General features: G+C 69.4%; 14 protein-coding genes and 2 pseudogenes. 6 read left to right on the plus strand and 10 right to left on the minus strand.

Features of this window, described 5'->3' with window-relative positions:
* Positions 1–723: 723 nt before the first annotated feature.
* The gene (locus ACFZBT_RS22150; RefSeq protein WP_391106005.1) at positions 724–1596 is read right to left on the minus strand and encodes an alpha/beta fold hydrolase; all 873 of its coding nucleotides are present in this window, start codon (positions 1594–1596) and stop codon (positions 724–726) included.
* Between the two features lie 34 nt (positions 1597–1630).
* Here ACFZBT_RS22150 and ACFZBT_RS22155 point away from each other — a divergent pair, with 34 nt between their 5' ends.
* Positions 1631–1798, plus strand: a complete 168-nt coding sequence (locus ACFZBT_RS22155; protein ID WP_391106275.1) for a CGNR zinc finger domain-containing protein — start codon at positions 1631–1633, stop codon at positions 1796–1798.
* 33 nt (positions 1799–1831) lie between these two features.
* Here ACFZBT_RS22155 and ACFZBT_RS22160 read toward each other — a convergent pair whose 3' ends face one another.
* On the minus strand, positions 1832–2341 hold the full coding sequence (locus tag ACFZBT_RS22160) for a winged helix-turn-helix transcriptional regulator (protein ID WP_391106007.1): 510 nt from the start codon (positions 2339–2341) through the stop codon (positions 1832–1834).
* 159 nt (positions 2342–2500) lie between these two features.
* Here ACFZBT_RS22160 and ACFZBT_RS22165 point away from each other — a divergent pair, with 159 nt between their 5' ends.
* A complete protein-coding gene (locus tag ACFZBT_RS22165; RefSeq protein WP_391106009.1) occupies positions 2501–3514 on the plus strand; it encodes a zinc-binding dehydrogenase in 1014 nt (337 codons plus the stop codon).
* 410 nt (positions 3515–3924) lie between these two features.
* Here ACFZBT_RS22165 and ACFZBT_RS22170 read toward each other — a convergent pair whose 3' ends face one another.
* A complete protein-coding gene (locus ACFZBT_RS22170; protein ID WP_391106011.1) occupies positions 3925–4950 on the minus strand; it encodes a 3-hydroxyisobutyryl-CoA hydrolase in 1026 nt (341 codons plus the stop codon).
* A gap of 591 nt (positions 4951–5541) precedes the next feature.
* Between ACFZBT_RS22170 and ACFZBT_RS22175 the strand changes: the two genes are divergently transcribed.
* Both ACFZBT_RS22175 and ACFZBT_RS22180 read left to right on the plus strand, forming a co-directional pair.
* The gene (locus ACFZBT_RS22175) at positions 5542–6507 is read left to right on the plus strand and encodes an alpha/beta hydrolase fold domain-containing protein (protein WP_391106013.1); all 966 of its coding nucleotides are present in this window, start codon (positions 5542–5544) and stop codon (positions 6505–6507) included.
* A 117-nt stretch (positions 6508–6624) separates the two neighbouring features.
* A complete protein-coding gene (locus ACFZBT_RS22180; protein ID WP_391106015.1) occupies positions 6625–8514 on the plus strand; it encodes an acetate--CoA ligase in 1890 nt (629 codons plus the stop codon).
* Positions 8515–8982: 468 nt separating this feature from the next.
* On the opposite strand, the gene ACFZBT_RS22185 is transcribed toward ACFZBT_RS22180, so the two are convergent.
* From ACFZBT_RS22185 to ACFZBT_RS22200, 4 genes are all read right to left on the minus strand, one after another.
* Complete coding sequence (locus ACFZBT_RS22185) at positions 8983–10026, minus strand: alcohol dehydrogenase catalytic domain-containing protein (RefSeq protein WP_391106017.1); 1044 nt, start codon at positions 10024–10026, stop codon at positions 8983–8985.
* A gap of 62 nt (positions 10027–10088) precedes the next feature.
* A complete protein-coding gene (locus ACFZBT_RS22190) occupies positions 10089–11393 on the minus strand; it encodes a four-carbon acid sugar kinase family protein (protein WP_391106019.1) in 1305 nt (434 codons plus the stop codon).
* Position 11394: 1 nt separating this feature from the next.
* A complete protein-coding gene (locus tag ACFZBT_RS22195; RefSeq protein ID WP_391106021.1) occupies positions 11395–12660 on the minus strand; it encodes a RuBisCO large subunit C-terminal-like domain-containing protein in 1266 nt (421 codons plus the stop codon).
* Between the two features lie 44 nt (positions 12661–12704).
* Positions 12705–13772: a 2-keto-3-deoxygluconate permease gene (locus ACFZBT_RS22200; RefSeq protein WP_391106023.1), complete on the minus strand. Its 1068-nt coding sequence runs from the start codon at positions 13770–13772 to the stop codon at positions 12705–12707.
* Positions 13773–14022: 250 nt separating this feature from the next.
* Here ACFZBT_RS22200 and ACFZBT_RS22205 point away from each other — a divergent pair, with 250 nt between their 5' ends.
* Complete coding sequence (locus tag ACFZBT_RS22205) at positions 14023–14778, plus strand: DeoR family transcriptional regulator (RefSeq protein WP_391106025.1); 756 nt, start codon at positions 14023–14025, stop codon at positions 14776–14778.
* A 111-nt stretch (positions 14779–14889) separates the two neighbouring features.
* Here ACFZBT_RS22205 and ACFZBT_RS22210 read toward each other — a convergent pair whose 3' ends face one another.
* A complete protein-coding gene (locus tag ACFZBT_RS22210; protein ID WP_391106277.1) occupies positions 14890–15534 on the minus strand; it encodes a CocE/NonD family hydrolase in 645 nt (214 codons plus the stop codon).
* Positions 15517–15660 (minus strand): annotated as a pseudogene (locus tag ACFZBT_RS22215) (aromatic compound degradation protein PaaI); the annotation flags it as partial. The gene ACFZBT_RS22210 and the pseudogene ACFZBT_RS22215, both read right to left, overlap by 18 nt.
* Between ACFZBT_RS22215 and ACFZBT_RS22220 the strand changes: the two are divergent.
* Positions 15658–16008: pseudogene (locus ACFZBT_RS22220) on the plus strand (alpha/beta hydrolase); the annotation flags it as partial. The pseudogenes ACFZBT_RS22215 and ACFZBT_RS22220 overlap by 3 nt on opposite strands.
* 207 nt (positions 16009–16215) lie before the next feature.
* Here the strand turns inward: ACFZBT_RS22220 and ACFZBT_RS22225 are convergent.
* On the minus strand, positions 16216–16926 hold the full coding sequence (locus ACFZBT_RS22225) for a TetR/AcrR family transcriptional regulator C-terminal domain-containing protein (RefSeq protein WP_391106027.1): 711 nt from the start codon (positions 16924–16926) through the stop codon (positions 16216–16218).
* Between the last annotated feature and the right edge of the window lie 36 nt (positions 16927–16962).

Consider the following 16962-nt stretch of genomic DNA (forward strand, 5'->3'; position numbering starts at 1 on the left):
CAGCAACGGCTCGATCACCGCCCACGACTCATCAGTCAGCTCATGACGACGCACCACGAACAAACCAACGATGCCGCCACTTTGCGGACACGACCTAGGCCCGCGGAACCGAGAACCATCTTCTTCAGGCTCATCTTTCTGATACCTCCGGTGGGGGAGCTCATCGAAGAAGCTCCGGAACATGCGGCACGGACCGCTCGTGGTGCGGGAAGGCGCCGCCAGGGCCGGCATCGGGGTAGATCCGAAGTGAGGCGTTCGGCAGGCGATGCGCGAGGTCGAACGATGCTCGTGCGGGAAGCCTGCGGTCGTCCTCGCCGTTCGCGACCAGAACGGGATATCGGGTCGGCACGATGCGGCGCAGCACACTGACGCCCGGAACGCACCCGTCATGAGGGCCACCAGCCGTGTCGCTGTCAACGTCGGCTCCCCGATCATTTATATTACGCCCACACTACCATGTTCAATGTGCTCGGCGGCGGCGACCAGCCGCCGGTCGGACGAGTACAGGAATATGCGGGTGCGATACGGACGAGACCGCAAGCGGGCGACGTGGCGGCGGATATCGAGGCAGCCGGCCGCCGGCTCAAGGCCGACGGCATCGACGGTTCGGGGACCGCCGCACTCATGGCGGATACGAGACTGACCAACGGGCGCGTTCTACCCCCATTTCGACTCCAAGGACGACCTGGTCGCTTCCGCGGTCGCCGACCAGAAAGGCCCGGCCTAAACAGCCCTTCCGTCAGCCAGGAACGGCCGCAGATGCGCCAGCAGCGCTGTCGGCTGCTCCTCCGGGATGAAATGGCCGCACTCCGGGATCTCGGCACCGGTGACGTCGTCCGCGTACTCGCGCCAGATCTCCAGCGTCGGCAGGCGGGACGGCAGCCCCACGGAACCCCACAGCGCCAGTACCGGCATGGTGAGACGACGGCCCTCGGCCGCGTCGATGTCGTCGAGGGCGACGTCCTGCTCCATGGCGCGGTAGTCGTCGAAACTCGCGCGCAAGGCACCCGGACGGGAGAACGCCCGGACATAGCCGTCGACCGCTTCGGATGTCAGGCCGTGGCGGTTGTAGGTCCACCGCTCGAAGAAGTACTCGAGATATCCGCGGATGTCGCGTCCCACGAGGCGCTCCGGCAGGTCGGGTTGCATCTGGAACAGCCAGTGCCAGTACCCGGAGGCGAGGGAGGCATCCAAGCGACGGAACATCTCCCGGGTGGGCACGATGTCGAGTACGGCGAGCCGCTCCACCTGCTCGGGGCGGTCCAGCGCCCAACGGTGCGCCACACGGGCGCCGCGGTCGTGCCCCACGACCGCGGCCTTCTCGAAGCCGAGCGCTTCAACGAGACCGGCGATGTCGGCAGCCATCCGCCGCTTGTCGTAACCGGCCGTGGGCTTGTCACTCAGTCCGTAGCCGCGCAGGTCGGGCGCCACGACAGTGTGGCCGGCCGCGAGATCCGCCAGCACCGGCCGCCAGCAGTCGGAGGTCTGCGGCCAGCCGTGGAGCAGCACGAGCAAGGGGCCGGATCCCGCCCGGACGTAGTGCAGGCGGACCCCGTCCACCTGCGTCACTCCGGTCGTCACTGTCGGCTGTCCCATCAATGCGCCTCCTCGGCACGACTAACCGTCTTGTATCCGGCGGGTACGCGTCTGCGGCGCGGACGAATGCGCCCTGCGCTTCGCGGACCGCTCCCCCGCCCGCAACCGCCGCTGGTGCTCCATGCCCCGCTGCGGCAACCGCACAAAGACCCGTCTCCACCAGGCCGGCCAGGCGGAGTGTGAGGACACCCCGGCAGACTGACCCCCTCGAGCTCCTGGCGCCACCGCGCTCAGGTCACTCGGCGGGCCTCAGACGAAAGGCGGGACCTGGGATGCTCTCGATGTCTTCCGGCTCTACGGCGTGGCCCCGTTCGCAGCGGATCTGGGCGTCGACGTGCGCCCCGCATCCACGGTGCCGCGCCAGCATGGCCGGGCCCTCGGGGTCGGCGCGGTAGCGGTCGCCCCACTGCAGGAGCCCCATCACGGCCGGGACCAGGTCCATGCCCTTGGGCGTGATCACGTACTTCGGCCGGCTCCGCGAGCCCGGCTCCTTGTAGGCCTCGGTGGCCAGGATCCCTTCCTCCACCAGCATCTTGAGCCGCGCCGCGAGGAGGTTGCGAGGACAGCCCAGAACACGTTCGAACTCGCCGAAACGGGACGAGCCGTACCAGACCTCGCGCAGGATCAGGATCGTCCACTTCTCCCCCACGACCTCAAGGGTCCGGGCGATAGAGCAGTTCGACGTGTCCCGGTCCAGGCGGGGGTCCCTGCCGGCGTCCTGAAGAGTTTCGGTCCTCGCGTCCATGCAGTGATACTAACCTCTTCTGAGTTTACTTTTCTATACTCAGCCAGTAGCGTCATGACCAGCAGCTCCCCCGGCCGCACGCGAGAAACGGGCGCACAAGGGGACCTGCCCGAAGAATCACATCGAGCACCGGAACACCCACACAGAAAGGCCGCCGGCATGAAGGCGTTCGTCGTCGAGAAGTACGGCAAGGACGGCGTCCGCGCCGCAGACGTACCCGAGCCCGCCGTCGGGGACCGCGACGTCCTGGTCAGAGTGAGCGCCGCCGGCATCAACCCGCTGGACAAGATGGTCCGCAACGGGGAGTTCAAGCAGGTCCTGAAGTACAAGCGCCCGTTCGTGCTCGGCCACGACGTGGCGGGCGTGGTGACGCGGGTCGGCTCCGCCGTACACGGCTTCGAGGTCGGCGACGAGGTCTACGCCCGCCCGCGCGACCTGCGGATCGGCGGCTTCGCGGAGTTCATCGCGATCGACGCGGACGATGTCGCCCCCAAGCCGGCCTCACTCTCCCTTCAGGAGGCGGCCGCGGTGCCGCTGGTGGCCCTGACCGCCTGGCAGATCCTCGTCGAGCGCGCGCACGTGCAGCCGGGACAGAAGGTACTCGTCCACGCCGGAGCCGGCGGCCTCGGATCGACGGTCATCCAGCTCGCCAAGCACCTCGGCGCCACCGTGGCGACTACCGCGAACCCCAGGAACGAAGAGCTGGTCAGGAGCCTCGGCGCCGACGTCGTCGTCGACTACACCACGGAAGACTTCTCCAAGGTGCTCTCGGACTACGACCTGGTGCTGGACTCCCTGGGCGGAACGAACCTCGAGAAGTCGCTGACTGTGCTCAAGCCCGGCGGCCTGGCCATCAGCGTCGTCGGCCCGCCCGACGCCGCCTTCGCCAAGCAGCTCGGCGCCCCTGCCGTCCTGGGCCTGGTCATGAACACCCTCAGCCGCAAGATCCGCAAGCAGGCAAAGAAGCTGGGAGTGCGCTACGAGTTCCTCTTCATGCAGGCCAACGGCTCCCAGCTGCGCAAGCTCGGCGCCCTCTACGACAGCGGCAAACTCCGCCCCGTCATCGACCGCGTCTTCCCCTTCGACCAGACGCTCGAGGCGATGGCGTATGTCGAGCAGGGCCGCACCAAGGCCGGCAAGGTCGTGGTCTCCATGGCACCCGACACCGACTGAGACGCGGCCGGCAACAGCCCCTCCGTTCCGCCACGGTCATCAGAGGACGATCCCGCCCGCGGTCCACGTCTCGACGATGCCGCGGAGAGCTCCAGTTGCAGGGGTTCGGGGAATTCGGCACGCCGTGCCCGCGGCACAGTGCGGCGCGCGGTTTTGGATGCCCGCGCGGAGTATGCCCTGCCGCCCACATCCCAGTAGATCGTTCCTCGCCACTACTCGGTCCAGAAGGCGCGCAACCGCGACACCGGCGGCACGCTGTCGTCGTGGTCGACGAGATCCGGCTGTACGGACGCGGTCAGACCGCTCACATCAGCGGCCTGCCGGTTGTCATGAACCGTGCGACTGCCGCATGCGTTCCCATTCCGTTGACGCACGGCCCTCCTGCCCCCTCATGCAAGGCTGTGTCCTGCTCACGGCGGACATGCCCAGGACGGCATCGTCCGCCCGCCGAGCGACGCACGTTGCCAGGTGGGAGTGCGGTCCTTGTCGACCAGGGCGGCCCGGACGCCCTCCAGGAAGTCCGGCGTGCGGATGATCGTGCGCGTAAGGGCGAGTTCGGCGTCGAGGCACTCGCGCAACGTGCGCTGTCTGCCTCGGGCCAGCAGGGCGTGGGCGATCTCCAGGCTCTGCGGCGAGGCGGACTCCAGGGCGCCCGACGCGGCTGCCGCCCAAGGGGTGTCGAGGTGACGCAGGCGTTTGTCGATCTCGCCGAGAGCCGAAGCGCCGAAAGCCCAGTCCACGTCCCCGCGAATCTCCGCCAGCCTGCTCTCAGCCACCGGGGAACGGCCGGCGAGACGGTTCAGGACGACGTCCACCGGCTCATCGGGGCTGTCGGCCAGGGCGTCCCCCACCGTGTCCAGCACGTCCGCGGGAACGAAATGCGTGGCCAGCCCCGTGTACAGGGCGTCGGCCGCGTCGATCCGCTGCCCGGTCAGTCCCAGGTACATGCCGATCGCGCCGGGCAGTCTCGGCAGGAAGTAGCTGGCCCCGACGTCCGGGAAGAACCCGATCCCGGTCTCGGGCATCGCCAGCACCGCGCGTTCGGTGACGACACGGAAGCCACCGTGCACGGACAGCCCCAGACCGCCGCCCATGCACAGACCGTCGATGAGCGACACGACCGGCACGGGATACTCGGCGATCCGGGCGTTGAGCCGGTACTCGGAGGCGAAGAACCGCTCACTGGCCTCGGCATCCCCCGCGAGGCTGTGCTCGCGGATCGTACGGATGTCGCCACCGGCGCAGAACGCCTTCGTGCTGGTACTGGCGAGCACCACGGCGGACAGCGGTGCGTGCTCCCATGAGGCGAGCGCACGGTCGATGGCCAAGACCATGTCCGTGGTCAGGGCGTTGAGCGCCCTGGGCCGGTTCAACAGGATGCGGCCGACGCCCCGGTGGACGTCGGCGAGGATCTCGGCCGCAGCGGTATCAGGCATGGCTCGTCATCTCGTCCCCGCGGACCTGGCTGTCATGGCCATCACGTTCCTTGACTCGCTGTCGGCGCCGCGGGCTTGAGGGGCAGGCGCCAGGCACCTCAAGATCCTTGCACAAGGCGCGGAGCGGCTCGGCGAGCTTACCGGCGGCCACGGCGGGGCTGCGGCACCGCCTTCGCCCCTCGCCCCGGGACTGGTTCGCCGCCGGCACTCCAGGCTCCCGGTCGAACTCATCACCGCGACACGGCAGTTCGCCTGTGTTCATCCGGTTTCGATCCCGCTCCCGTCACCGGCGTCCCCTCCAGCAGCCGCCTTGCGATCGATCACCTCACCGACTGCACGACCTCGCACTGGATCAGAGCGGACCACGCCTCACCCCCGGCCTCCAGGGCGCGGGCGACTGCGCCGCTGGACGTCTCCCCGGTCGAGACGGGGCCCGTCTCCGATGCCCTGAAGGGCCTCCTCGCCTCCATGAGACTGACAGGCTATCTGAGTTTACTTTTCTATACTCAGCCAGTAGCGTCATGACCGGCACATCGACCCGGCTGCCGCAGGGGAACCCGGCACGGCACCCGCCCGAGAAGGAGCACCACCATGGGAGTAAGCCCACAGGCACACGAGTTCGCGGAGTTCCTCGCGAGCGTGAGCGCGAAGGCGGCGACACCGGGCCTCGACCTGGCCGTCATCCGTGACATCATCGACTCGAACCACAAGGCGTCGAGCGAGCCGGAAGGCGTCACCTACGCCGAAGTGGACGCGGGCGGCGTCCCCGCCCTGTGGGCCATCCCCGAGGGCGCCGATCCCGACCGCGCGCTGCTGCACTTCCACTTCGGCGGATCCGTCACCGCCTCCATGCACTCCGACCGCAAGGCCGCGGGACACATCGCGAAGGCGGCCGGCGCCCGCTCGCTGGTCGTGGACTTCCGCCTGGCACCCGAACACCCCTATCCGGCGCAGCTCGACGACGCCGAGACCGCCTACCGGTGGCTGCTCGCGCAGGGCTACGAGCCGCAGAACATCGCCAGCACCGGCCACTCGATCGGCGGCACCCTGGCGGTGATGCTGCCGCTGCGCCTGCTCGCCAAGGGCGAGGCCACCCCCGGCGCGATCGTCAGCGTCTCCCCCTGGACCGACCTCACCCTCCGGAACCCGGCAGTGGACGCCAACGAGACCAACGACAAGATGCTCAGCCGGGGCACGCTGGAGCTCTTCAGGGGCGCCTGGCTGCAGGACCCCGCCGTCGACTTCACATCCCCCGAGATCAGCCTCGTGAACGCCGACCTGACCGGCCTGCCGCCCACGCTCGTCTACTACGGCGAGTACGAGACCCTCGCCGACGACGGCGCCCAGCTCGGCCGCCGCCTCGCGGACTTCAAACCACCGAGACCCACGCGATGCCCGAAGGGCAGCATTCGTTCATCCTGGGCGCGGGCCGCGTACCTGAGGTGGACCAGGCCATCGGGCAGATGGGCCAGTGGCTCCGCAAGCACCTCGGCGCGTGAGCGAAAGCCGCGCCTGACCTCAGGTCTGCAGGCCGCCGCACCACCGCGATGCCGGTGACCGGCCCACCGGTCAGCGGCATCCTGCTCGACCACGCCGACCGGCATACGGTACGTGTGTCCGACACCGTTCCGCACGCAACCACACCACCGTCCCGATGCCACAAAGGAGTGCGCGATGGGAACGTACGAGGATGTCTTCCGCGCCAGTACCGAGGACCCGGAGCGCTTCTGGCTGAAGGCGGCGGAAGGCATCGACTGGGATGTCGCCCCGCGCCGCGCCCTGGACTCCTCGGGCGCGCCCTTCTACCGCTGGTTTCCCGACGGGCGGCTCAACGTCTGTTTCAACGCGCTCGACCGGCACGTCGAGGCCGGCCGGGGTGAACAGCCCGCACTCGTCTACGACTCCCCCGTGACCGACACCCAGCGCACCTACACCTACACGCAGCTGAGAGACGAGGTGGCGGCCTTCGCCGGAACTTTGACGGGGCTCGGCGTGGGACACGGCGACCGGGTGGTCATCTACATGCCGATGGTCCCCGAGGCCGTCGTCGCGATGCTCGCCTGCGCACGGATCGGCGCGGTCCACTCGGTCGTCTTCGGCGGGTTCGCCGCACGCGAACTCGCCCTGCGTATCGACGACGCGGCCCCCAAGGTCGTGGTCTCCGCCTCGTGCGGCATCGAGGGCAAGCGGGTCATCGCGTACAAGCCCCTGCTCGACCAGGCGATCGAACTCGCGGCCCACAAGCCCGAGAAGAGCGTGATCCTGCAACGCCCACAGCAGTCCGCCGAGTTGGGGCCCGACGATCTCGACTGGGCGGGTCTGGTCGCTGGCGCGTCCCCGGCCGACTGCGTTCCCGTCCCCGCCACCGATCCCCTCTACATCCTCTACACGTCCGGAACGACCGGAAAACCCAAGGGAGTCGTCCGCGACTGCGGCGGCTACGCGGTCGCCCTGCAGTGGTCGATGAGCGCCGTCTACGACGTGGGCCCCGGCGAGACCATGTTCACCGGCTCCGACGTCGGCTGGGTCGTCGGGCACTCCTACATCGTCTACGGGCCCCTGCTGGCCGGAGCCACCACGGTCCTTTACGAGGGCAAGCCGGTCGGCACCCCCGACGCGGGCCAGTTCTGGCGCGTCGCCGCCGACCACCAGGTCAAGACCATGTTCACGGCGCCCACGGCCTTCCGGGCCATCCGCAAGGAGGACCCGAAGGGAACGCTCACTGCGGATCACGACCTGAGCGGCCTGCGTCACCTGTTCCTCGCCGGCGAGCGTCTCGACCCGGAGACCTACCACTGGGCGAGCGCCCTCCTGGGCATCCCGGTGATCGACCACTGGTGGCAGACCGAGACCGGCTGGCCCATCGTCGCCAACCCGGTCGGCATCGAAGCGGCCGCCCTCAAGCCGGGCTCGCCCACCCGCCCGTTGCCGGGCTGGGACGTCCGGGTCCTCGATGCCTCGGGCGAGCCGGTACCGGCGGGCGTCGACGGCGCGATCGTGGTGAAGCTCCCCCTGCCGCCCGGTGCGCTGCCCACCCTCTGGAACGACGACGACCGATACATCGCCTCCTATCTCTCCGCCTTCGACGGCTACTACCTCACCGGCGACAGCGGGCACATCGACGAGGACGGCTACGTCTTCGTCATGGGCCGCACCGACGACGTCATCAACGTCGCCGGACACCGGCTGTCCACCGGCAGCATGGAAGAAGCCCTCGCCGCCCACCCCGACGTCGCCGAATGCGCCGTCATCGGCGTCGCCGACGAACTCAAGGGACAGATCCCGCGCGGCTTCGTCGTCCTGAAAGCCGGCACCAGCCGCGCGCCGGGCGAGGTCGAGGCCGAACTCGTCCAGCTCGTCCGCGAGCGCATCGGCGCCGTCGCCTCCCTCAAGGACGTCACGGTCGTACCGGCCCTGCCCAAGACCCGCTCGGGCAAGATCCTTCGCAAGACCATGCGCGGCATCGCCGACGGCCACGACGAACCCACCCCCTCCACCGTCGACGACCCCGCCGTCATCGAAACCCTGCGCCCGGTTCTCCGCCGCACCGATCACACGCCGTGAACGGCTGCCCCAGGACATGAGCCACAAAAAGCACGTTCCACGCTGATGGACGTCGGTGCCGATCACCTCGCACGCGGTGGACAGTCCTGCGACGCTCCGCCGGACCGACGACGCCTTCAGTGCGGCCGGACGCGGTGAGCTCGGCGTTGGTGGTGGACCGGTGGCGGTCCGCTCGACGCGAAGCCATCCGCTGCCTCAAACGCTACGTCGCCCGAGAGCTTCACACGATCATCATCCGAACCCATGCCTTGCCTCAAGGCCAGGCTCTGGCCGCTTGACATCCATAGGGGCATCAAGATCGCCACCTCCTACGAAGCAGCGGTCAGTCTCGCGTCCTTTCTGCTCTGGGCAAGCTCCGTTCGAAGACGGAGCCCGGCGCCATACGACCGCGTCCTCTGCGGCATGCCCTCCACGCTGTGGGCTCGACGTGTGCGGATGGGCCGGCGGACGGCGGCCGATATCGGTGCGTCAGCCCAGCTCTGGTACCAACAGCACCTTGCAGGCGTCCCCGGTGAGCAGATCCATCGCCTGGTCGACCTGGCTGAGTCGCAGTCGGTGCGTGATCAGCCAGTCCAGGTCCAGGCGCCCGGAGTTCAGCAGAAGCAGCGTCTGCTCCCAGGTTTCCCACAGGCGGCGGCCGAAGATGCCGCGCAGTGTGATGCCTCGCTTGTTGATCTGGGCGGCGACGTCGATCGGCACCGGCCGGCCCGGGTGTCCCACGGTCACGACCGTTCCTTCTCGGCGTACGGCGTCGAACAGGGACGGGAGTGCGGCGGCCGCTCCCGAGCATTCGAAGGCGACGTCGGCCCCGCCGCGGTGACCGCTGAGTTCGCGGCTGCGCTCGGCGACACCCTCCCCGGGCTCCATCGTGATCACTCCGAGCCGTTCGGCTTCGGCGCGGCGGAACGGATTCGGCTCGATCACGATCACGTAGGCGGCGCCCATGAGCGATGCCAGCCGCGCGACGACCATGCCCACCGGCCCTGCGCCGCTGACCAGAACGCCCCGTCCGGCCACCGAGTAGCCGGCTCGCTGAACGGCGTGGACCGCGACACCGGCCGATTCCAGAAGTGCGCCGGTCTCCAGGGGCACGCTTTCGGGAAGCGGGACGCAGATGCGGTGGGGCACGGCGACGCGTTCGGCGAAGACCCCGTCGAAGTGCATGCCCAGGATCTGCGTGCGCTCGCAGGTGTGGGCGTCGCCGGTCCGGCATGCGAAGCACTGGCCGCACGCCAGGTGGCTTTCCAGGGCGACGCGGTCGCCGACGCGCAGGTTCTCCACACCGGTGCCCACCTCGACGACGGTGCCCGCCGCTTCGTGACCGAGTACGACGGGCAGTTGCAGGTTGAACGCCTGGGCCGCCGGTGACCACTCGTAGCATTCGCGGTCGGTGCCGCACAGCGAGGCCGCCGCGATCTCCACTACGACCGCGCCGTCTCCGGCCTTCGGCTCGGGCGCATCGGTGACGTACTCGACTCCCCTGTCCGGGACTGCTTTGACGACTGCCCTCATGAATGCACTCTCCTTCGTGTTTCGTGCGTGACGAGACGACTGGTGGCCTGGGCGGCCGGTGGTCAGTTGGCGGGATGCGGCTGCGCGAAGCGTTCGAGGACATCGACCGGGCCGACCTGTCCGCCCTTGAGCAGCAGTCGGCAGCCGGCCACGGCGGCTTCGCTGTCGGTGCGGCAGACAGGTGCGGCCGTGACGAACTGGGTGGCGACGCGCAGTTCACTCACCCCCATGGCCAGCAGCGCATGGCTGGAGGTGTCGCCGCCGAGCACGGCGACGTCCCGGGTGAGGCCCTTGGCGGCCATGTTCCCGGCCAGGGCGCCCAGGAGTCCGCCCACATGGGCGGCGTCGAGGGGACCGGCCGCGGCGTAGCGGGGGTCCTGGGTGCCGCGCGTGGTGTGCACGATGACGTTCCGTCCGGCCGCGAGCAGGGCGGCCGAGCGTTTCTCCAGATCGTCCAGCAGGGACGGATCCTGTCCGTTGAGCAACTGCGTGGGTACGGCCAGTTCGGCCCAGCCGTGCGCGACGGCGTCGGCGATCTGTGCGTCCGTCGTGCTGGAGGCCGACGCGCTGACGGCCAGCACCGGCCCGGAGGCGGGCTGGGGGCTGTCGGCCACGTCGGAACGCTTGGCGGAGGTGCGGGCGAGGGCGGCCATGACACCGCCCGAACCGACCACGATCGACGGGCCCGGCCGTGTGTCGTCCTCTCGCAGTGCCAGCGCGAGGGTGTCGAGGTGACCGTCCTCGACGGCGTCCACGACGAAGGCGGCCCCGCCGGAGCGGCGGAGTCTCGTCCACTGCTCGCCGAAGGAGCCATCGGTGTGGACGGGGAGGTGGATGGCCGCGGGGACCTCGCCGGTCCGCAGTTGCTCGGCGATCACCTGCCGCAGGTCGGCCTCGTGCATCGGGGTCGAGGGATGCTGCGCCATGACGGGATGCCGGTCGAGGCGGTAGGCGTCCCCGGAGTAGGCGGCGAAGTGGTTACTGAAGGCGGTGTACCGGCCGAAGCCGGGCTGTGCCGGTGCGACGGCGATCGGGCCGTGGTGGGGGAAGCGCTCGTGCAGCAGCTCGATGCCTCGGCCGATGCTGCCGCGGACGGGGGCGCTGTCGAAGGTGGAGCAGACCTTGTAGATCAGCACCTGGGCATCGGCGGTGGCGATGCGTTCCAGCTGTGCGCGCACCAGCTCGTCGAAGGCGGCTCCGCCGAGCGAACGCGATGGTCCGGCGATCCCGACGACATCGCAGTCGGTGGGCAGCGGACGGTTTCCGTTCCCGGTGACGAGCACGGCGTCGAGACCGTGCCGGTGGGCCTGGGCGAGGACATCGCTGGCACCGGTCAGGTCGTCGGCCACGAAACTGACGTACGTCATGTCAGGCCACACCTCCGAACGTGCGCCCGGCGTGCAGCAGCGCCGGGTCGCCTGCCTCGGCCGCCGCGTGTGCCGCCACTTCCAGGGGAACACCGTCGACGGCGGCAGCCCAGGCGGCCCGGAGACTGCGCACGCCGGCCGCCGGTCCGTCGGGATGCGCGGCCACGCCTCCGCCCGCGAGCATCAGAAGGTCGGTCGAGCCGACCGCGGTGAAGGTGGGTGCCGGGGTGGTGACGTTCTGTCCGGACGACAGAGTCGGTACCGGACTCAAGGACTTGCCCAGGGGCTCGAGCAGGCTGCGAACGTGAGCCGCGACCTCCTCGTCACTCTCGTAGAACTTGCTGCCGAGACCGCTGACGTGCAGATGGTCGGCTCCCGCCAGGCGGGCCAGCTGCTGCCACACCCGGTACGACATCCCCAGCGCGGGTGAGCGCATCGATGCGGCCAGTCCGGCGCGGTGTCCGTGCACGGGCACTTCGGAGAACTCCCGCAGCCAGGCCAGTGCGGGCAGTCCCATAACGGGGACGTTGAGCATCACGCACCGGCCGCCCGCCCCGACCACCAGGTCGTGGCGCCGGCGGAGCCCGGCGAGGTCCCCCGTGATGTTGAAGGCGTACATGACCGGGTGTCCGGTGATCTGCTCGGCCTCCCGGATCTCCTCGGTGGCCACGGCAACCCGGCGCTCCAATGGGAGGTACGCCGGATCGGTCATCAGCTCGTCGTCCTTGATCAGGTCGACCGACGCCCTGGCCAACTCCCGGACGGCCAGGCGGAACTCGCTCTCGTCCAGACCGACGTTCGGTTTGATGATGGTGCCGACCATGACGCCCTCGGCACCTCCCATCAGCCTGCGGGTGCCCGGGATGCCGAACGCGGGGCCCGGGTGAGCGGCAACGAACTCGTCCGGCAGCTCGATGTCCTGCAGACGGCAGGCGAACAGCTCACCCAGCTCGAAGAGGTTGCCCGCAACTGTGGTCTGCAGGGTCGCCAGGTCGGTCCCGATGTTCTCCATCGGGAACTCGACCACCACAACAGCGGCCCGCACCGCCTCGGGGCGGGAACGCGACGGCAACGACGGGCTGCGCGTGCCCAGGTCCCGCACGCTGACGACCTGCGCGGCATGCCGTTCTCGGATGCGGGGGGACTCGCCGGGCACAGCGACGAAGGTGCCGCTGGACTGCTCCCCGGCCATCGCCGCGGCAGCCCGTTCCGGATCGATCTCCGATTCCAGGTAGTAGGTGCAGCGCACGACCCGCTGGTCACGCATGTGCTCTCCGTTTCTCGACGACTGTGGTGTGGGGGTCGTTCGTCTCAGGTGCCGTCGTGCTGTGCGGCGGCTTGCCTGGTTCCGTTGGGCACGTGGTGCGGGGCGGAGGTCGGCCCGTCGGCGTCGGCTATCGCATCGGCGGCCCCGCTGGCCGCGGCGGGCTGCTTCAGGATCCGGCGTGCCCAGAAGACGGTGATCAGCGGACACAGGATCGACGTCACCACCACCGACGAGGCCACGAGCACGGTCGCGTACTCGGCGGCCGGCGCGTAGACGGGATTGGCGGCCGCCACTATCGAGGGGACCACGGCCGCGTTGCCGGCGGTGGTCGCCGCTGCCAGGCCCGCGATGCCGTCGCCACCGCTCACCTTGTCGGCCAGCAGCAGAACCGCCCCGCCGACCAGCACCACGAACAGCCCCAGCCCGACTCCCAACAGACCGGCCTCCCAGACAGCGGTCAGGTTGAGCGTCAGCCCGAGTGACAGCCCGAGGAACGGCACGATCGCCGGCACCGCGGGGGCCAGGAAGCGCCGCATCTCGGGATCGAGATTGCCCAGGAGCATCCCGAGCACCAACGGCAGGACCGCCCCCACCAGGGTCTGCCAGGGAAAAGCGGACAGACCGGCGACGCCGAGCGTGACCATCGTGAGGAAGGGCCCGGACTCAAGGCTCATGACGCTGTAGGCGCCGACGTCGCGCTTGCGTCCGAACTGGGCCATCAGCGACATGTAGAGGCCACCGTTGGTGTCGTTCAGCGCCGCCACGACCGCCAGCGTCGACAACCCCGCGAAGACTCCACCGCTGACCGGCGATTCGCCGAGGAACCTCCCCAGGGCGACACCGACGACCAGCGCGAACAGGACCTTGGTCCCCAGCAGCACACCGCCCTTCTTGGCGATGTAGGGCGTCGCCTTCACGTCCAGGGTCGCGCCCAGACACACGTAGAAGACGGCCAGGATCGCGGGCAGGCCCGTGTACAGGGCTCCGGTGAAGGAACCGAAGAACTCTCCGGAGCCCGGTGCCGCCGTGTGCACCACGGCTCCGACGAGCATCGGGACGAGCATCAGCCCGCCAGGCACTTTCTCAATGCCGGCTTTGATGGGCACAGCCATGGGGACCTCCGAACGGCGATGTTCGAATGAACATTGGGTGACTCGGACCGTAGGTCAGGGAAGCGGGCAGGTCAATGGGTTCTCGCCACCGAAGTCGTCCGCATCGAGCCGAGTGCATCCGTGGGATCGGGTGGCGCGACAGACCGCATAAGTCGCTGTAGTGTTCATATGAACAGCGCTCCGACAGGGTGACAGCAATGAGTCACCCCTGGTCGAACCCCAGGGCAGGAGGCCGGATAGCGTGATGAGCGTGGCTCAGGACGAGATGGAACCCGTGCGCAACTCCCGACAGCGAGCCATCCTCGGCGCCTTGCAGGAATTCCGGCAGGTCGACGTCAACACGCTCGCGGAGCGCTTCGGCGTGTCCGGCATGACGATCCGCCGCGACCTGGCCGAGCTCGATCAAGCAGGACTGCTGGACCGGGTCCATGGCGGCGCCGTGCCACGCCGGGCACCCGCCTACGGATCCCGGTCCTCGACGATGATGTCCGAGAAGTCGAAAATCGCGCGGGCCGTGGCGGATCTGGTCAAGCCAGGTGCCTCGGTGGGCATCGACACCGGCACCACCTGTACCGCCGTCGCCGCGGAACTCGCCGTCCGGGACGATCTGACCGTGATCACCAACTCGCTCCACGCGGCGTTCGAACTGCGCGACACGAGGAGCCGGGTCCTCGTTCTGGGCGGACTCATGACACCCGAACTGAGTCTGGTCGCCCCCACGGCCGCTCAGGAAAGGCCGCAGATCCATCTGGACCTGATGATCCTCGGCTGCGGCGGACTGTCCATCGACCGCGGGATCACCTACTTCGATCCCGCCGAGGTCGAAGTGCGTCGCACACTTCTCGATCTCGCCGACCGGGTCGTTGTCGCTGCCGACCACACCAAGTTCGGCCGTAAGAAGGCGATGGCCCTCGGTGACCTGTCGGTCATCGATGTCCTCGTCACCGACCAGACGCCTCCCCCTGAGCTGCGCTCCGCATTTCCGGAGGTCGTTGTCGCTCCGTAGTGCGCGTGCGATGACATCGGTCCGGGACGGGTCGCAGAGGTTGTTCCGGACGTCGACCGATGGTTCTTGTGGGTCGGCCGACCCCTCTGGCCGCCCCCTCTGCAGCTTCTGTCAGCCCGGGACCACCGGCAGGACGATACGGGAGGGCCGGGCAGGGTCGCGGAAGACCCGCTGTCGGGCCACTCGGGCCGTGGTCGCGCTCTCCTCGGGTTCGCCGGTGTTGAGGTTGCGGTCCCAGCGGGGGAAGTTGCTGGAGGTGATCTGGACCCCTGCGGCGTCCGGCGCGGAAGACGATGCTGTGCGACCACAGGTCCACGACGTGCTCGGCCGCCTCGCCCGGTGTCGCTTCCCCCGTACCCGCACGATGCCGTCGGTCACGTTGCGGGAGACGCCGTGCTCGTCGACGTCGCACAGGCGGGCCACCCAGTCGGTGGAGGGGCCGTCGGTCGCGGCGAAGAGGACGGGCTTGACGCGGCCTGTCACCTCGATGTCCTCGGTGAGCGCTTCGGTGGTGAAGACCAGGACGTCCTCGCGCGCCTCCACAGCCGTCTGGTCGAGCGGCCCGGGACGGACGTCGTCCGTCAGCAACAGGGCCCCGCCCGTCGTGGGCACCGGGTCCATCGGGTCGTAGGTGAGCTCCTCGGGCTGCTCGGCGACCGGCGGCGACTCAGGGGGCAGGCGTCCTTCCGCGCGCAGATGGAAGTCCGTGTCCACGGCCCGCGACAGAGGCCATTCCGCGTCCGTCCCGTCGAACAACTGTGCCTGCGCGAGGGCGGTTTGACGACTCTGGCTGACAACCGTGCCGATCGCCCGCGCCGTGCCCGTGTCCACGGTGATCCGCCGCAGGAACTTCACCGTCAAGTCCAGCGAGGTGTACGCCACGCGATGGCGGGCCTCGGCGTGTGGGACCGCACGGCCAACGAGACCGGGTGGACCGCGTTGCTCGGCGAGCGGCGCGGCGGCCCGGACGCCTCCCTGTACGCCGCCCCGGCCCGCGCGGAGGATCTGTCGGGGCTGCCACCGGCCTTCCTCGACGTCGGCTCGGCCGAGACGTTCCGCGACGAAGTCGTCACCTACGCCACCCGCCTGTGGCAGGCCGGCAAAGTCGCCGAGCTCCGCGTATGGCCCGGCGGCTTCCACGGCTTTGACGGCCTCGTCCCCCAGGCAACCCTTTCCCAGGCCTGCCCGACGGCCCGGATGGAGTGGCTGCGCCGGCTGCTCGCGGAGTAACGGGGCAGGCTGGAGCCCGAGGGGCACGCGGCCGACGGACTCGACGGTGCGGAGTGCCGACCCGGCTCGGCCGACTGCCGCTGTTGGCTGCTGGAGTGACCGGTCGCGCTCGCCCGTGTTCGTTGCCGGTCGAGTCACCCCTGCCCGCGGCTGTCATGGCAGGGATGACGTCTTGGCGCCTGGCAGCGTGAACAGGTGGTCCGGCGGTCAGGATCCGGTGCTGTAGCGGCTGAGCATGAGGGCGACGGCTTCGTCCACGATCGCGGCGTCGGTGGGGTTGGGCGGGACGAAGTCGGTCCGTACGAGTTGGGGCCACAGGAACTGGCTGCAGATCATGCCGAGGAACTGTTCGGCGACTTCGGATGCCGACTGTGGCTGTCCGTCGGCCGAACGGAAGTCGAGTGTGCCGGCCTGTGCCTCGGCGTCCAGGTAGTCGCGGAGCCGGTCGAAGAAGGGTCCGCGGTCGATGGCGAAGCCGGTGCCGACGATGTCGGCGAGTTCCGGCATCTGGGGCAGCTCGGTGATGATGAGGCGGCACAGCGCCGCCGTGCCCGGACGCGCGACCAGGCAGGCGTAGTCACGGCCGATGTGGTCCAGACCGTACCGGGGGTCGCCGGGCGGGGGCGGTTCGGCGTACTCCACATCCAGCTGCCACTGTTCGGCGGTGACGGCCGCGAACAGCGCGGCCTTGGTCGGGTACCGCTTGAAGAGGGTGCCGGTGGAGACGCGGGCCTCCTTGGCGATCTGGGCCAGGGAGGTCTTGTCGTATCCCCGGGCGAGGAAGAGGTCGCGGGCGGCGCGGATGATGCGCGCACGGTTCTCCGCTTTGATCTGCGCGTGATATCCGGCTTTGGTCTGCGCGTGATACCCGGCCTGGCACGTGTCGCCACCGGTTTCCGCTCGGCCCGCCACCGACATACCCACGCACCTCGCTCTGCTCCCGGCCGCGTCCGC

Origin of the sequence: Streptomyces sp. NPDC008137 (assembly GCF_042957035.1) — a bacterium.
In the GTDB taxonomy this organism is placed as follows: Bacteria; Actinomycetota; Actinomycetes; order Streptomycetales; family Streptomycetaceae; genus Streptomyces.

What these genes read in the sequence shown, in the direction of transcription:
- ACFZBT_RS22190 (WP_391106019.1), bottom strand. Translation starts at nt 11,393, where the DNA reads ATGACGTACGTCAGTTTCGTGGCCGACGACCTGACCGGTGCCAGCGAT.
- ACFZBT_RS22185 (WP_391106017.1), bottom strand. Translation starts at nt 10,026, where the DNA reads ATGAGGGCAGTCGTCAAAGCAGTCCCGGACAGGGGAGTCGAGTACGTC.
- ACFZBT_RS22225 (WP_391106027.1), bottom strand. Translation starts at nt 16,926, where the DNA reads ATGTCGGTGGCGGGCCGAGCGGAAACCGGTGGCGACACGTGCCAGGCC.
- ACFZBT_RS22200 (WP_391106023.1), bottom strand. Translation starts at nt 13,772, where the DNA reads ATGGCTGTGCCCATCAAAGCCGGCATTGAGAAAGTGCCTGGCGGGCTG.
- ACFZBT_RS22170 (WP_391106011.1), bottom strand. Translation starts at nt 4,950, where the DNA reads ATGCCTGATACCGCTGCGGCCGAGATCCTCGCCGACGTCCACCGGGGC.
- ACFZBT_RS22150 (WP_391106005.1), bottom strand. Translation starts at nt 1,596, where the DNA reads ATGGGACAGCCGACAGTGACGACCGGAGTGACGCAGGTGGACGGGGTC.
- ACFZBT_RS22165 (WP_391106009.1), top strand. Translation starts at nt 2,501, where the DNA reads ATGAAGGCGTTCGTCGTCGAGAAGTACGGCAAGGACGGCGTCCGCGCC.
- ACFZBT_RS22175 (WP_391106013.1), top strand. Translation starts at nt 5,542, where the DNA reads ATGGGAGTAAGCCCACAGGCACACGAGTTCGCGGAGTTCCTCGCGAGC.
- ACFZBT_RS22160 (WP_391106007.1), bottom strand. Translation starts at nt 2,341, where the DNA reads ATGGACGCGAGGACCGAAACTCTTCAGGACGCCGGCAGGGACCCCCGC.
- ACFZBT_RS22180 (WP_391106015.1), top strand. Translation starts at nt 6,625, where the DNA reads ATGGGAACGTACGAGGATGTCTTCCGCGCCAGTACCGAGGACCCGGAG.
- ACFZBT_RS22195 (WP_391106021.1), bottom strand. Translation starts at nt 12,660, where the DNA reads ATGCGTGACCAGCGGGTCGTGCGCTGCACCTACTACCTGGAATCGGAG.